Consider the following 15,909-nt stretch of genomic DNA (forward strand, 5'->3'; position numbering starts at 1 on the left):
ATACTTTGGCGCCAATCGCAGCTTAAGATTGGCGCTTTGATTATTGCTGATTGCCTGTTTTTATCACAGGCGAGTTGCCATAGCTGCGAGTGGTGGTAGCTTTTTATAGTCTCCCTGATAATCAAAAAGCGACATTTACCGTTAGTGTATCGGTATAGCTACCGGATTGATTCGGGGTAGCTTGGCCTGTTAGCACTTTCGCTACATAATTGTAGGTACGGGTCAACTGATCGCCACTAATGGTGGTGGAGTTGGCACTAGACCACAATTCGCTACCACTCGATCCCCAGCGAGTACTGGTTGTACCTTGGTAAATATCATAACTGATCAAGCCACTGCCATGTTTCATATTACGCACATTGCTAACTGCATTGGTACCATTGTTGATCCCTACATTGTACAGACTGCCTTTAGTGCAAGTAATAGAAATGGTTTGTGACACATTCGGAAAGCTGCTAATTAACGGTGCGCTGCCAAAATTGATGTTAGGCGCGGTGATGGTTGAGCAATCATTGGTTACGATCAGTGACACCACCGGCGAAAGGGTGGTACTGCCAACTTGCGGATTTAAACAGATACTGCCGACGCCAAGTAGTCCACAAATATTCCAGTTAATGGTTAGATTTAACGTTACGTTATAGGTTCCGGCCGATAAATTTTGTCCAGTGACGGTTTTAAAATAGATTGGAATAGTAAATACGTTGCCGCCTAATAAGTTAAGCAATTCGGTTGATGAGTAATTGATAGTACTACCAATCGGCGTCGTGGTGGCGCAGTTGGAAGCTTTACACATATTAATGGGTTCAAGATCGGTATTGGCGGTGTTTTTCATTGCCGCTTGCGTCCCGCTACTACTTGATGCACTATTCAATTTGGCAGAGATAGTATCGGTAGTTAACAAAGAAGCTAGTACTGCTCCACAGGTGACGACTAGGTTAGCCGAGGTTGATTGGACAGTGCTATTGATGACAAAAGAGCTTTGTGTGCCAAATGAAGCATTCTGCATGGTTGCGGTACAAGCGGCCCAGACAGGGCTGTTAATCAGACCGGTAAATAACCACAGAATGGCAGAAAATAGACGTTTATTCATGGTAACTCCTGGGGTTGCCATCTAAAGCGCAGGTAAGCGGACCATAGGTTTTTAGTTGTTGGCTAGTGTTTGCCGGCAGTTGTAAACTAAGCTGGCAGTGTTTACCTTCCGGTGTGCGGACAGTTAGCAAATTGTTTGGCTCTAATTCTTCCAGGTAAACCAGTCCCTCCCAACCAACATAAGTGTCTGGTTTGCCCGCCCGTGAAACCACGCTGGCTAATGGTAGTGCTTTGCCCCGTTGATCGGTCAGGATGACACTAGCAGCATGGCGTACTTTGATGGGGAAATGGAGCAGATAGCCCCTGCCGCGTTTGACAGAAATACGTTGTTTGGTGGTATCTGCATAGATATCGGGTGGTAAATTTAGGGTATTGATACGATAACTCGCTGGGTAGTAGGCTGGTACACTAGGGATCAACAAATAACCAGATTTGCCGGTGTTACCATAGGGTTGATGTTCATAATCAACGGTAATATTCGGGTATCCATCGGTACTCACTAATACAAAACCATCGTTGATTTTATTAGCCGCTTGGATGGTGCCATCCATCAAAACCAATGAGCCGGAAACATTCCCTCACTGGGTATAGTTGCCAGACGAACCATAAATTCCGCCCTGCATTTGGACATGGGCATTGCGCCAGCCTAGTGAGGCTTGTTGATAATCATCTTGCGAGTCTTGATGCGCGTAGGCCATGTTCCAGCTAAATCCGCCGTCGCTTGGCATGGCGTGGTTATAGGTAACGCGCTGAATATTTTGCCCGGCGGTATTGCGTTGCGCGTCTAGCGTCACCGAATCTAAAAAGTTAAATGGAATTTGTAGCACTAAGGCGAATGACCAGTTATTTTATGAATAATCGCGGCTAGCAGAAGCATAAAGACTGCTATTGCCCCATAAACCCTTACTACATGATAAGTTGAGCAAGCGATTTTTATCGCCGTTGAAGCTATAAATGTCCAGGTAAGCCAAACCAATACTGCCAAATTCATTTAATGATAATGAGGCAGAATATTGCGAACTCCGTCGACTTAAACTGTAGATAGGTTGGGTATCGTTAGGATTGTTGGGTTGATCATATAGTGCCAAATTACCAAACTTGCTGTTGCGGATGGTATGTTGGGTAGCCAAAGTAAAACGAGAGTGAGTATATTGGTAACCCCAATTAAACTGATTGCCGTGATTGCCTCGCATTTGACTGAGCGTATAAGCACCATTAAGCACACCAAAATTGCCCAGTTTAATCAAAGAGCCAAAGCCACCGAGTGACAATGAGGACGCTGCTTCCGCATGGGACTCTAGTGTCAGCCAATCAGTAGCACCATAGCGGTAAGAACCACTGGCGGCTACCGGCCCGTAGGAAAAGTTTTTGATACCATAGTCACGACGTAGTGCGCCGGCTGAAAATGCACCATCAGAAAGACCCGGTTTCAGCAAGGTACTGGCAACATAAAACGGTAAGGTGGTGGAAACCTGTCGGCCAAGGGCATCAGTGGTGACCAATACCGCTTCACCAGAGCCATTAATATAGGGGATATCGGTGATAGTAAAAAGGCCAGGTTGTAGCTGGCTATTACTGGATCGATAACCATTGATAAATAGGTCAACTGCGGTAGGGACGGCAGTTTTACCAGCAAAGGTCGGTAATGGGTAGGTAATAATATCGGGTCGGATAGAGAAGTCACGGGACAGTGACAGCCCACCCATTCTGACACTACTATTCCAGCTTAATGCGTTGCTAATCAAGTCGCCGACCGTCCAGCTTATAGCATGGTTTTCGTTTTCATTGGTGTAAGTGGTGTCATAACGAGTAAATCCCTGATTATCGTTATGCTGATCACTACCACCAATTTGCTGTTTAAATACACCGGTGCTAGATAGGCTGCCAGCCATACTAAACAAGCGTAGTTCATTCCAGACAGAAATTTGTGAATGATTATGCTGAGTCCGGTTGGCGTAGATATCATAATTAAATAGCGCTCCCTGGCTACTAAGTCCCTGATAGCGATGAGGGTTATTGCCAATCGTTAGGTTTTGCTGTGGCAACCAGCTGTCGGGAACTTGTAATAGTAGCCGTTGTTGGCTGCCGTCATAGCTGACTTGCACATCGGGCATGGTACTGACGTCAATTTGCGGTTGCGTTAGTTTCGCTGCGGGCAAACCGGCTTTTTGTAAATCAGCGGCAGATAACCAAAAATGGCCTTTACGTTCATTGACGATCGCGATAATCCCGGTGGCATACTGGTTAACCACTAACTCCAACCTATATTGCAAATTTTGTTGATTGATTTTGCCAGTTGGTGGTGGCGGCAGTTCAGACCAGCTGTTATCCGCCGCTGTCGATAATAGCGGTATGGGTAAGGTAATCAGTAAGGTAATTAAGTTGGCTAATTTACCTGTTAAATGGGCAGTTTTCATCTTTACTGGTACAGCCCAGTGCTAGATGCTTGCCATAGTTGTTTATCGGTATTAATTTGTGCTGTTAGCCGTTGTGGCTGTTTAATGGTGGCGGGTAATGGCCAGATATAACTCGAGCCAGCTAACACATAACCAAACAGGCTATCCGCTTATCGCATCGTTTCAGGAATTAAATTCATTTTATTCCGTTGAGAAATGTTTTTATAGTATTGATACTTCGCGGTATAAATAAAAGATAAATATCGCGTATTACTTAGAAAGTATAATTATTTTATTACATTAGTGTTTATTAACCGCCATGAAGTAGCTATTAATTTATTTATTTCTAGAATGGAGCAAAATATAGTACTTATCGGTGTATACAGTGAAAGTTCTAAAAATTATTTAGTGTGGGATAATTGTTTGTTACAAGATATTAAATCACATGTTTTCATAAAATTTTAGGGAATAAATAATGAAATATAAACAAATGACCCGTCAGGAAGCTGTGAAAAGATGTTATGAGCTGACACCACAACTTCGTGAATATGATGAATTTATGTATTTAAGTGTTCGCTGGCTTCCTTATACTATGTTTTTTCACCAAAAGAATTATCGATCGGCCGTGATTAATACCGATGAAATGGGCTTCCGAATGAGTAAATCATTTTCGGGTTGGGTTTCGCCTGCTAATTTTCCAACCGATGAATTAGTTAACATTGTTATTGGTGGTTCGACAGCTATGGGAACTGGTGCTACTTCGGATGCATATACAATTTCTTCTATACTTTCTAAGTTGACTGGAGAAATATGGCTTAATTTTGGTGGTAGTGGATATAATTGTGTGCAAGAAGCAATTCTTTTTATGCTGAATCAGCATAGGTTTAAAAAAATAAAAAATATTATTATATTAAGTGGCCTTAGCACTCTGACCTTGGAGGGGCTACCTGACGATTTTACCACAGAATATGGTAAATATTATTATTCTTACGAATTAGTTCATTATATGAATAAATATAATGAAGATTTAGCGTATAGAATAAATTCTAATCCACCATGTAATAATAGTGCTGCAAAAAAATTTATCCCAAAGCTTGCGGAAAGATTAAATAATTGGCTTGATGATCTTGCACAAAACCCAATGGAAAAGGTATTTACTGATACATATGTAGATATTAAGGAGCGTCTCAATCGAGCAGTTAAAATGACTGTTGAATCAGCAGTTCAGATAAAGCAGTTAGCTAAAAAGCATGATGCCAAAGTTTATTATATCCTGCAGCCACTCTCTCGATGGAGTAAAGAGCGGTTTCATAAAGATGAAGAAGAGATGTTTTACACAATGAACGCATGTGCGAATAAGTTTTGGCAATTATTTGATCATTTGTGTGCCTTAGACTTACATAAAAAGTATTCTTCACAGCTTGAAGCGGGTTGTCAAAAAGATAATATACCATACTATGATATGAATTTTTTGATGAGACTATCACCTAAACTTCACGATAATATTTATGTTGATCACCTGCATTTTAATAATTTAGGATATGGAGAAATGGGGAGATTAATTTATGAAAAAATTCTTAATTAAATGATGAAAAATTTTAACAATATTTATGCTATTCATTTTTGAGATTGAAAATAGTTAATTAAGTCTATTTTAACAATTAATATGCTTATATAATTTTCACTGTTATTGTTTTTTAGTCAAATCTCATCTTTTTTTCGATCGAATTTATTTACCGATATATTATGTCGCCTTGATGTGGATCTTTCGAATGAACCAATAGTTAACTGAAAATTGGTTATTATGTTAGTTCAAAATAATCTGGTAATAAATAGATGTAAAAATTAATTCCATTAGTATTATTGGTTTCATTTCCACCTAATGGCTATTTTATTACTATAAATAACAAATTTTTGCTGATCAAAATGCCTCACCTACTTGAAAATAAAAGCCGGTGCTATTGCGACCAATACCAAAATCTAATCGAATATTCATTCGTGGTTTAAATTCAAATCGATAGCCTACACCAATAGTCGGTAACCAATGATTCGAGCCTAGTTTTGATGGTGAATCAATAAGTGTGCCTGCCCCAATCCAACCAACGATCCCATGGCGCCAATCCAACTTTCGGCGATACTCTAATTGGGTAGTAAAAACATTATTATCACGATAACGGCCTTCATAATAACCTCTCATTTGATTTGCATTACCCAACAAAGAAAGATGATCCCAAGGAACTGAACCTGAAGTAAAACGAGCATAATTATCAACGGCTAAAACACTATTTTCTGATAATGTGTAGTAGACAGAGTATTGTAATTGTGTGCTTTGAAAGCGATTATCGCTAGCGAGCTCTGGTGAAAAATAGCTATAAATAACTTCAAGGGCTTGACCATGCCGGGCATTAGGTAAGAAATCGCGTGAATCGTAATTGAAGTGGGCACTGATCCCAGAACTACGTATAGAGCTACCACCAACTGATTTGGCAAAATAATTTTTGCCACGATCATCTAAATCACTAGCATTGAGTAATGAAAGATCCCAACCTAGCCCTATATAAGTGTTATCAATTATGCGATAAAGTACTCTTGGTCTAATAGCAAATTCTTGGGATTTATATTCCACTTTATTGTAATCATTTTTACCGGCAGAATAACCTTTTCCCCAATAATAGGTAGGAATATTATTTACAGTACCGGAAATAAATAAACGCCATTGTTCCGCAGATAAGAAATTATAATTATTAAAATTTAGCCCGAAAGCGCCAGTCGCTGAAGCAAATCCACTTAGACTCAATGATGAGGGTTGACTAATTTTATCATTTTTATCAATACGATATAAACCTACTAATGCGACACCAACGCCAGCGCTCATTTCTGGTGTATAAAAAGGACCTGGCAATAATCCCCAGTCGATAGTTTTAGTTTCATCAAAACGGTTTGCTCCCCCCAATTTTTCGAGCCCGCGATCTATATTTTGTCGTTCGGGAAAAATATTGGCGTAGGCCACCGTGGATACAATAAGTAAATTGATTAATATTAATCTTATGATATTGCGATAAAAACTCATTAAAAATACAGCTCCCCTGGTAAATAAAAGTCATTACGGCTATTATTGGAGCCGATTTTAGAAAACATATTACAATTAGGTACTAATCCTAGCCTTACACTTATCGTTGTAATTTGATTTATTTACTAGATTTTATGCGATTTTGTAGTTAGTTTCTGAGCTTTTAATGTGGTATTTTTATATTGTGTCACTAAAGTTCAAAAAACATAATAATGACAATGATATAGAGATTTTATAAAATTATCAAATTTGAGATTAAGTTATACTTGTAAAAGTATACTTATTAATAAGGTATAAAGAATAACGTTTTAAATTATACTTAATGTTAAAAATTTGGTTATTACTATTGTAAAAAATAAATTTTTACTTACTAAGTGAATTTTGTTTTTATGTTATCGTTAATGTGTATTTGAATATTTATTAGTAGATGTTTTCGTTATAGAAAATGTTTACTAGATTAAAATAAACTATTTTATTTTTGTGAAATAATTTAAATACATTAATTAAAGAATTAAATAGATTAAAAAAGATATTTAACTCCTAATATAGCTTGTGTATCGCTATATTCTTTATTACCTAGCTGTTGAGAGAAATTTCCCCATAGATTCAAATTATTATTAATTTTTGCTTCTATACCCAATTTCAATTCAAATATATGACGGCTACCATCAATGCTAATTGGTGTAGTGTCCATCATAGCACCATATTTTTTACTGTTATGGAGCCAATTGGTTTCAATAAAAGGTTCAAATTTCCGATTTTTGTCTTTATCCGTGATACTCTTTCCTTTAAGATAAACCCGAATACCAAGCCGAGTTTGAATATTATCCTGCCCATAACTAGCTATTTTGGTACCATTTTTATCTATGTGCGTTTTGGCTTTTACTCCCATCCAGGTTATTTGAGCTTGAGGTTGTATATAGAATTTATTCAATAAATTATTTTGGGAAAGGTATTGGTAAATTTTAAATGTATAACCAGATTCAGCTGAAATGGTTGCAACGCGAGATTTATATTTTTCATTATGCTGGAAATCACCATGGGTTTCATTATCAAACCAGTTATATAGTGTCCATGAATCTAAGTATAATCCAGTTTGATCTGGCTGATTTGAATACCAAGTGCCATATAATCCTGCACTATAACCAAACTGTTCTACCAATTGAGCCACTACCAGTAATGTTTGAGACAGTATCACTGCGGTGATTGGCGTATCCTACCATTCCACCTAAATGATAGCGGTTACATTCATTTGCTGACCACTGTGCTAAATCACCACCAATTTGAATTACAGAACGATTTGCCTGACTTCTTAGTTGATCATCACCCATTCTGGCGCGGTTTCTTCCAATAACGCCACGTATCCACATAGAGGTAACTTTATGTTCCATTGTTAGCGCATCTGTATAACGTGTTTCACCCAGACGATCATGTAATGTCATATGAAATAGTGTATTGGCGGCTTGAATATTTTTGATATAGCTTCCAAATTCAGGTCGATAAATAGGAGTTGTTGATTCTATTTCATTTTCAGTTGGATTGAATTGATGTGGTGACTTTTCTCTTGTTTTAATTAAAACGTTTGTGAGGTACCAATTTTTATTTGAAGTGGCTTTTGTGTGCCCGCCTCTTTGTAAAGTATAATCATATGCTCCAGCTACAGCGCGGTTGGCTAATTTAAATTCTCCTGATGAATTACCATTAACTTGTATTAATTCAATACCATTAACTGTCGATTCGCCTTTTCCATTAATATTATTAATTATTATTCCTGCTGTTCCTGAAGTATTACCTTTTATAATTAATTTATCTGTGGGTGATAAGTCATTATTTAAGGTAGTATTCATAACAAATTTACCATTTTTTGATGTTAAATTTTTATCAATATCTAATGTCAAAAAATTTTTTGCTGTCGGGGGAGCGAAATTTAGCTGACTATTATCTGAATTTAAATTTGATATGTTAGAGACTTTGGTCAAATTCCATTGTGAATTATTATTCATTGTTATATTAGTTGTTGCTGTATTTTCTTTTAATGCACCACCAGAAACTTGAGTACCATTAGTTAATGTTAACTGTAATTCTGAATTACCTTTTGCATTTATAAGGTTTATATCTTGATTTGTATTTTCCTGCTTAACATTGTTTAGAATAACATTACTTATATTACCTTCATTCTCCCCCATGATATCAACAACTGCATTTTTTGCGTTAATAGTTGATTTGCTTATATTAATATAACTTGAACCATCTAAAGAAATTAAATTTCCATTTTTAGCACTTAACTTACTATTTTCAATGAAAATATTCGTTCCATGACCATGAATGATATTACTATTGTTTCCTGTTGATATTATTTTTCCATTATTTATTTTTATATTATATTCTGCTTTCTGATTATAATTTTTTGTTCCTACAATTGCATTTGAATCATCACCAGATATCTCTATATCTACTTTGTTAATAAAAATTCGGAATTCTTTACGTTCACTAGAGATGGCGGCAGAGTCATCTTTATTTGATTTTATGGTAGCTAATCCACTAACATTTATAATTGATTTTTCCTTTGATTTTAATCCATTAGATTTTTTCCCGTTGAGTGTAATATTAATATTGTTAAAAGATATTTTATTTTCTTCTGGTTTATTAATATTATCTGCATGCACTGCATTTGATTCAGAGCCGTTAGTTATTATTTTAATATTTTTTGTTGATGTTAAATTTCCTCCTCTTTGAACGAAAATACCATCAGACTCATCCCCATTTACTTCAATTACTGAGTTTCCATTAAGATTAATACTTGTTTTTTCATTGTTCAGTGCATTAGATTGAATCACACCTGATTTTTTTGATTTTGATTTTATATTTGCATCATCATTTAAGTTAATAATAGCTCCTTGAATTGCATTAACAGTGTATTTAGACGTTGAATCTATATTTGTTTTTCCTGTTATATTAATAGTTCCTTCTTGATTAGCAACAATAGATGTTCCATTATTTGAATTGATACTTAAATTTCCATTTATATCAATTTTACTATTTTTTGTTGATTCTAATGCAGATTTGTTTGAGATGTTTTTTATAGAAACATTTCCATTGGATTTTAGAGTAGAGCCTTCATCTATTTTTATCCCTCCTGATGATGTATTAGTGATTATATCAATATTAGTATTAACTTTTGTATTATTATCGTTTTTATTAATTGTGATAGCAGCTTCTGCATTGGTGGAACTATTTGATATATCAACTTTATTATAGGTTATGGTTATTTTTGTTTTTGATTGACTTTGAGATTCAATGGGTTGATTGGTTTCTGTTGAATTTATTTTTAATCGCATATGAAATTTATCCTAAAGACTGTGTCTTATTATTGTTAAAGCTATATTTACCTAAATAATGAATTTACTTAACATAGTATTTGAAAATATTTTAACAATAAGGCATCTTTTTATTTTTTCAAGTTAATTTTTTATAATTAATTTATTGATTATGCTTTTTTATAAAAATCTTCATATAAATTATGAAAATAAAAAATTAATATATTATGCTAATGGTTAAATTAATAAAATATTAGTTCAATTAATGATTGTATTTTAAATATTAACTATTATTACTATATTTATTATTATAAATTTGAATGGATAAAATATAATTTTTTATTTAAAAAAAAATGATATTTTTTGGTGTTATAAAATAATTAAACTGGATTTATTAAAAATTAATAAATTTATATTTTTAAAATATATTATGATAAATTTTCTCATAATGAAGATTGAATAATTATATTTGATAGTAAGAAGTCATTTTTCTTGGATTATTACCAGAAGAATTTTGTTTAGTTTATAATTAACAATAGAATTTTTAATTATTAAATCTAAAAATTAGTTTTCTGTAACATAGAAAAAAGCCCTCTATAAAAGAGGGCAACAAGACAGGGATGGTGTCTATGGCAAGGAAAAACTTCAATGATTACTTGCTACTTATTACTAGGCTTGTTACGAAATATTTAATATCTTGCTCGAGATAGCTGTTTTTGATGTTGCTTCTCCAGTATCATTTTTTGCTCGTGCGTTAATAATTTGTAAAATTGGTTATATATGCGAGCTATTTTAACTTGTTGTTCAACAATGTCTTGTGCCAGTTTTTCTGCTGTTACGCGAAAAGCAACATCATCAAAAATATCTGCTGTCATCAAATTATGTAAAATTTCACGTTCTTGTCGCGAAACTCTATTTTTAAAGCTTTGTTGTCGTTGTGAAGCCATCAAGTCACGCATTTGCTGGCGTTGTCTTTCGCTTAATGTAATACCTTTCATTAAGGGGATAAATATATCATAGGGATTGCATAGTCTATCTCTTGTTATGTTACGCTTAGAAATATGGCTATCATATTTTACAGCCTGTATTTTTTCGGCAGATTGTGATGTTGCTATACTAACATCTGCTGCTTCGGCTAAAGCCGCTGTTGAGCCAACAATAAATAGCGATGATGTAAAAGTTATCATTGCCCAGTGACGCATTAATAATTTACTCCCGCCCTCTTTGAATAAAAATGTTAATATTATACTAACTATATCCGTGTGGTTGAAAACTAGCGTCAGAGCGTGTAAAAGAACGTAAAGTCATGGCATCGCGGCGATTCTTGTCGTATTTTGCTCTTGGAGGATATGACTAATGCATAAAATCTTACTTGTTGATGATGACCGCGAACTGACTTCGCTGTTAAAAGAATTACTTGAAATGGAAGGCTTTAGTGTGATCATCGCCTATGATGGCGAGCAAGTATTAACGCTTCTCGATTCAACAATTGATCTATTGTTACTTGATATCATGATGCCCAAGAAAAATGGTATTGATACATTAAAAGAGATACGTAGACAATATCAAATTCCGGTGATTATGTTAACCGCTCGTGGCAGTGATTTGGATCGTGTTCTTGGTTTGGAATTAGGTGCAGATGATTATTTACCTAAACCATTTAATGATCGTGAATTAGTTGCACGTATACGAGCCTTACTGAGACGTTCAAATTGGAGTGAGCAAAGTCAGGATAATCTTAATTCGTCAATTTGTCAGGTAGATGGTTTACAGTTAAACCCAGGACGACAAGAAGCGAGTTTTAATGGCAAGGTGCTCGATCTTACTGGAACAGAATTCACTTTACTTTATTTATTAGCACAACATCTTGGTCAGGTTGTTTCTCGTGAACATCTTAGCCAAGAGGTTTTAGGGAAACGTTTAACCCCGTTCGATCGTGCTATTGACATGCATATCTCAAATTTGCGGCGTAAATTACCTGAGCGGACAGATGGATTGCCTTGGTTTAAAACCTTACGTGGACGAGGGTATTTGATGGTTTCAGCAACATGATAAATAGTTTGACAGCCAGGATATTTGCCATTTTTTGGTTTACGCTGGCTTTAGTATTGATGTTGGTATTGATGGTACCAAAGCTTGACTCAAGGCAAATTACACCGCTGTTGGAAAGCGAGTACCGTCAAGGTCTTATGTTAGAACAGCATATAGAAGCTGAATTAGCTGGCGACCCAATTAATGATCTTATGTGGTGGCGCCGGCTTTCTAACGCCATTCAAAAGTGGGCTCCGCCAGATCAGCATCTTATCATGGTAACCAGTGAAGGACGGGTTATTGGCGCTATGCCCAATGAAATGCAGGTAATTCGTAATTTTATTGGGCAATCAGATAATGCTGATCAGCCGAAAAAGAAAAAATATGGTCGAGTCGAAATGTTAGGGCCATTTTCTATTCGTGATGGGGAAGATCATTACCAACTTTATTTGGTTCGTCCAGCCAGTAGTCCACAATCTGATTTTATTAGCTTGCTTTTTGATAGGCCTTTTTTATTGTTAGTTGCAACAATGCTAATTAGTGCTCCCTTGTTATTATGGTTAGCATGGAGTTTAGCAAAACCTGCCAGAAAATTGAAAATGGCAGCAGATGATGTTGCTAATGGTAATTTACGTCAACACCCTGAATTGGAATCTGGTCCGCAGGAGTTTTTGGCGGTAGGAAACAGCTTTAATCAGATGATTAGTGCGCTAGAAGGAATGGTTAGTGCGCAACAACGGATGATTTCTGATATTTCCCATGAGTTACGCACCCCGTTAACACGTCTTCAATTAGCCACCGCATTATTACGCCGCCGACATGGGGAGAGCAAAGAATTAGAACGGATTGAAACTGAAACATTGCGCCTTGATGGTATGATTAATGATTTGTTGGTACTGTCTCATAGCCAACATAAGAATGAAATATTGAGACAAAATATTAAAGTTACCGATCTTTGGAATGATATTTTGGACAATGCCACGTTTGAAGCTGAACAGATGAATAAAACACTTAATGTAACGGCTTCTCCTGGCACTTGGACAATTTATTGTAACCCTCCAGCATTGGGTAGCGCGTTAGAAAATATTGTTCGTAATGCCTTACGGTATTCCCATAATCGTATTGAAGTTGCATTTAAAGAAGAAAATCAAGGTATTTTGATCACGGTAGATGATGATGGCCCAGGCGTATCAAAGGAAGATCGGGAAAAAATCTTTCGACCATTTTATCGAACTGATGAAGCGCGAGATAGGCAATCAGGCGGCACAGGTTTAGGGCTAGCTATTGTCGAAACAGCGGTTTTTCACCATAAAGGGTGGGTAAAAGCTTCTGATAGCCCATTAGGCGGACTAAGATTGCAATTATGGTTACCGCTTCATGGACGTTAATTGCTTTAAGTAAAAAGTTTTGTCATTGTATTAATTGATGTTTTCAACGATATTGGCTTTATAACTACTTAGAATTATATTGATATGCTTAACAACTAAAAGTTATGTTTTTTATGAAAATTAGGCTTCTTATAGTAGACTACTACCAACCTTTATTTTGTCCAAAATATATAAAAGATTAAGAAAGTAGAAGGATATTTATGCTAACAATCCTCGGTGGTTCCGGTTTTATCGGTACCCGTTTTGCTAATCAATTAAAAGCACAACAAATTGAGTTTAAAATCGTTGATATTAATAAAAGCCAGGCACATCCAGATAACTGGCTATTTGGTGATGTCACTAAAGTAGAAACTTTATTGGAGCCATTAAAAGACGCTTCCATTATTATTAATCTGGCGGCGCAACATCAGGATAATGTGCATCCTATCAGTCTTTATTATGAAGTTAATGTGGATGGCGCGAATAATGTTTGTCAGGTTGCTGAGCAGCTAGATATTAAACATATTATTTTTACTTCTTCGGTGGCGGTTTACGGTTTTGTTGAGCAGGAAACTGGTGAAGATGGTAAATTTCAGCCTTTTAATGATTATGGTAAATCGAAGCTGGCGGCGGAAGGTGTCTATGATGACTGGCATGCTAAAGATAGCCAACGGACATTAGTGACTATTCGCCCGACTGTGGTTTTCGGTGAGGGTAATCGAGGTAATGTTTATAACCTATTTAGACAAATTGCTGCCGGGCAGTTTTTGATGATTGGTTCTGGCAATAATCAGAAATCGATGGCGTATGTGGAAAATGTTGCTGCCTTTTTATATTTTGTTACTAAATTAAAAGCCGGCCGTCATATCTTTAATTATGTTGATAAACCTGATTTCACCATGGATCAGTTAACCGAAATTATTTGTCTGGCATTGCAAAAACAGAAATCCAATCTGCGTATTCCTTATTCGTTGGGTCTTTTGGCGGGTTATTGTTTTGATTTGCTCGCTAAAATAACGGGTAAAAATTTTCCTATAAGCAGTATTCGGGTTAAAAAATTCTGTGCGCGCACCCAATTTAAATCTAATACCATCGCTGAAACGGGATTTGAACCGCCGGTAACCTTGGCAAAGGGGATAGAAAATACCGTTCAGTTTGAGTTTAAAAAATCATTAGATTAATAAAAAATTCTGTTTGCTTAATTGGGCACAATTGAAAGCGTTAACAGTGACAATGATTGTGTTAGAATACAGTACTTATTGTTGAGGGCTGTATGTTAAACATCGTTTTATTTGAACCTGAAATTCCACCGAATACTGGTAATATTATTCGTCTATGCGCGAATACCGGCTGTCAGTTACATCTCATTGAACCATTGGGTTTCACCTGGGACGATAAACGGTTACGGCGGGCAGGGTTAGATTATCATGAGTTTGCCAATATTCAGCGTCATCATGATTATTTTGCTTTTCTAACTAGTATTGCTTTGTCCAAAGCGCATTGTCAGACAGCATCTGCTAACCGTTTGTTTGCTTTGACAACCAAAGGAACACCAAGTCATAGTAGTGTGGCATATCGGCCGGGGGATTATTTAATGTTTGGGCCGGAGACCCGCGGTTTACCTGCATATGTTCTTGATGAGTTACCAACCAGTCAAAAGATCCGTATCCCAATGTTAGCAGATAGCCGCAGTATGAATTTGTCCAATTCCGTTGCAGTGGTGGTATTTGAAGCATGGCGACAGTTGGATTACTCCGGTGCACTGTTGCGTGAGTAATTTTATTCACCAAAGGTTGATGGCATGGTTAGATACCCTCACCAAAACCATGGATTGAGTTGCTAAAGTTTTGATCCATATCTAGTGAAGGTTTTTTGCTGTTCGGTGTTCCCACTTTGCGCGCTGGTACTCCTGCCACGGTAGTATGAGGTGGTACATGGTGTAGCACTACTGAACCCGCGCCAATTTTAGCGCCCTTGCCAATTTCTATATTGCCTAAAATTTTTGCTCCCGCCCCGATCATCACCCCTTCACGAACTTTAGGATGACGATCTCCACCTGTTTTGCCGGTTCCACCAAGGGTGACTGATTGCAATATCGAAACGTCATTTTCAACTACCGCCGTTTCGCCTATAACGATACCTGTTGCGTGATCAAGCATAATACCGTAGCCAATACTAGCCGCGGGATGGATATCAACCCCAAAAGAGAAAGATATTTGGCTTTGCAGATAAGTTGCTAATGTCGTGCGATCCACTTTCCATAACCAGTGGCCGATACGATAAGCCTGTAAAGCATGAAAGCCCTTTAAATATAATAACGGGATTGAATATTTGTCGACTGCCGGATCACGTTGCACGATGGCTTTTAGATCACGAGCGGCATAAGCGATCATTTGTTTATCATTTTTATAAGCATCTTGAATAATCTCTCGAACGGCAATCGCTGGCATAATCGGGGTAGCTAACTTGTTTGCCAGGATATAACTTAACGCATTACCAAGATTATCATGTTTAAGTAATGTCGCATGAAAAAAGCTGGCTAATATTGGTTCACAATTGGCTAAAATTTCACCCTCTTGCTTTATTATCGTCCAAATTTCCTCAAGTTGCTGTCGAGACATATTCACACTCTACTATTT

General features: G+C 36.5%; 12 protein-coding genes and 1 pseudogene. 5 read left to right on the plus strand and 8 right to left on the minus strand.

Features of this window, described 5'->3' with window-relative positions; genetic code table 11:
• Window positions 1-121 precede the first annotated feature (121 nt).
• The 3 genes and pseudogenes from AACL31_RS01015 to AACL31_RS01035 form a co-directional block, all read right to left on the minus strand.
• The gene (locus AACL31_RS01015) at window positions 122-1,090 is read right to left on the minus strand and encodes a spore coat U domain-containing protein (RefSeq protein ID WP_339053670.1); all 969 of its coding nucleotides are present in this window, start codon (window positions 1,088-1,090) and stop codon (window positions 122-124) included.
• Window positions 1,083-3,506: pseudogene (locus AACL31_RS20855) on the minus strand (fimbria/pilus outer membrane usher protein). The gene AACL31_RS01015 and the pseudogene AACL31_RS20855 overlap by 8 nt, the downstream one beginning before the upstream one ends.
• Before the next feature lie 2 nt (window positions 3,507-3,508).
• Window positions 3,509-3,634: a hypothetical protein gene (locus AACL31_RS01035; RefSeq protein ID WP_310511822.1), complete on the minus strand. Its 126-nt coding sequence runs from the start codon at window positions 3,632-3,634 to the stop codon at window positions 3,509-3,511.
• A 326-nt stretch (window positions 3,635-3,960) separates the two neighbouring features.
• Here AACL31_RS01035 and AACL31_RS01040 point away from each other — a divergent pair, with 326 nt between their 5' ends.
• On the plus strand, window positions 3,961-5,070 hold the full coding sequence (locus AACL31_RS01040; RefSeq protein ID WP_310511823.1) for an SGNH/GDSL hydrolase family protein: 1,110 nt from the start codon (window positions 3,961-3,963) through the stop codon (window positions 5,068-5,070).
• Between the two features lie 336 nt (window positions 5,071-5,406).
• On the opposite strand, the gene AACL31_RS01045 is transcribed toward AACL31_RS01040, so the two are convergent.
• The 4 genes from AACL31_RS01045 to AACL31_RS01060 all read right to left on the minus strand — a co-directional run bounded on the left by AACL31_RS01045 (window position 5,407) and on the right by AACL31_RS01060 (window position 11,074).
• A complete protein-coding gene (locus tag AACL31_RS01045; protein ID WP_310511824.1) occupies window positions 5,407-6,555 on the minus strand; it encodes a BamA/TamA family outer membrane protein in 1,149 nt (382 codons plus the stop codon).
• 520 nt (window positions 6,556-7,075) lie between these two features.
• Window positions 7,076-7,753 carry an autotransporter outer membrane beta-barrel domain-containing protein gene (locus tag AACL31_RS01050; protein ID WP_310513283.1) on the minus strand — a complete coding sequence of 226 codons (678 nt, stop codon included), beginning with the start codon at window positions 7,751-7,753 and terminating at the stop codon, window positions 7,076-7,078.
• Window positions 7,695-9,893: an autotransporter outer membrane beta-barrel domain-containing protein gene (locus AACL31_RS01055; RefSeq protein WP_339053675.1), complete on the minus strand. Its 2,199-nt coding sequence runs from the start codon at window positions 9,891-9,893 to the stop codon at window positions 7,695-7,697. The genes AACL31_RS01050 and AACL31_RS01055 overlap by 59 nt, the downstream gene beginning before the upstream one ends.
• Window positions 9,894-10,561: 668 nt before the next feature.
• Window positions 10,562-11,074 carry a Spy/CpxP family protein refolding chaperone gene (locus tag AACL31_RS01060; protein WP_310511827.1) on the minus strand — a complete coding sequence of 171 codons (513 nt, stop codon included), beginning with the start codon at window positions 11,072-11,074 and terminating at the stop codon, window positions 10,562-10,564.
• Window positions 11,075-11,228: 154 nt separating this feature from the next.
• Here AACL31_RS01060 and cpxR point away from each other — a divergent pair, with 154 nt between their 5' ends.
• The 4 genes from cpxR (at window position 11,229) to trmL (ending at window position 15,047) form a co-directional block, all read left to right on the plus strand.
• Window positions 11,229-11,924: an envelope stress response regulator transcription factor CpxR gene (gene cpxR / locus AACL31_RS01065; protein ID WP_310511828.1), complete on the plus strand. Its 696-nt coding sequence runs from the start codon at window positions 11,229-11,231 to the stop codon at window positions 11,922-11,924.
• Window positions 11,921-13,291 carry an envelope stress sensor histidine kinase CpxA gene (gene cpxA, locus AACL31_RS01070; RefSeq protein WP_032115781.1) on the plus strand — a complete coding sequence of 457 codons (1,371 nt, stop codon included), beginning with the start codon at window positions 11,921-11,923 and terminating at the stop codon, window positions 13,289-13,291. Before cpxR ends, cpxA begins: the two co-directional genes overlap by 4 nt.
• Window positions 13,292-13,491: 200 nt before the next feature.
• A complete protein-coding gene (locus AACL31_RS01075; RefSeq protein ID WP_310511829.1) occupies window positions 13,492-14,451 on the plus strand; it encodes an NAD-dependent epimerase/dehydratase family protein in 960 nt (319 codons plus the stop codon).
• A 92-nt stretch (window positions 14,452-14,543) separates the two neighbouring features.
• Window positions 14,544-15,047 (plus strand): tRNA (uridine(34)/cytosine(34)/5-carboxymethylaminomethyluridine(34)-2'-O)-methyltransferase TrmL, encoded by a 504-nt coding sequence (gene trmL, locus AACL31_RS01080; RefSeq protein WP_310511049.1) that lies wholly within the window; start codon window positions 14,544-14,546, stop codon window positions 15,045-15,047.
• 28 nt (window positions 15,048-15,075) lie between these two features.
• Here trmL and cysE read toward each other — a convergent pair whose 3' ends face one another.
• Window positions 15,076-15,891 carry a serine O-acetyltransferase gene (gene cysE / locus AACL31_RS01085; RefSeq protein WP_310511830.1) on the minus strand — a complete coding sequence of 272 codons (816 nt, stop codon included), beginning with the start codon at window positions 15,889-15,891 and terminating at the stop codon, window positions 15,076-15,078.
• Between the last annotated feature and the right edge of the window lie 18 nt (window positions 15,892-15,909).

Source organism: Arsenophonus endosymbiont of Crataerina pallida (assembly GCF_964020125.1).
In the GTDB taxonomy this organism is placed as follows: Bacteria; Pseudomonadota; Gammaproteobacteria; order Enterobacterales; family Enterobacteriaceae; genus Arsenophonus; species Arsenophonus nilaparvatae.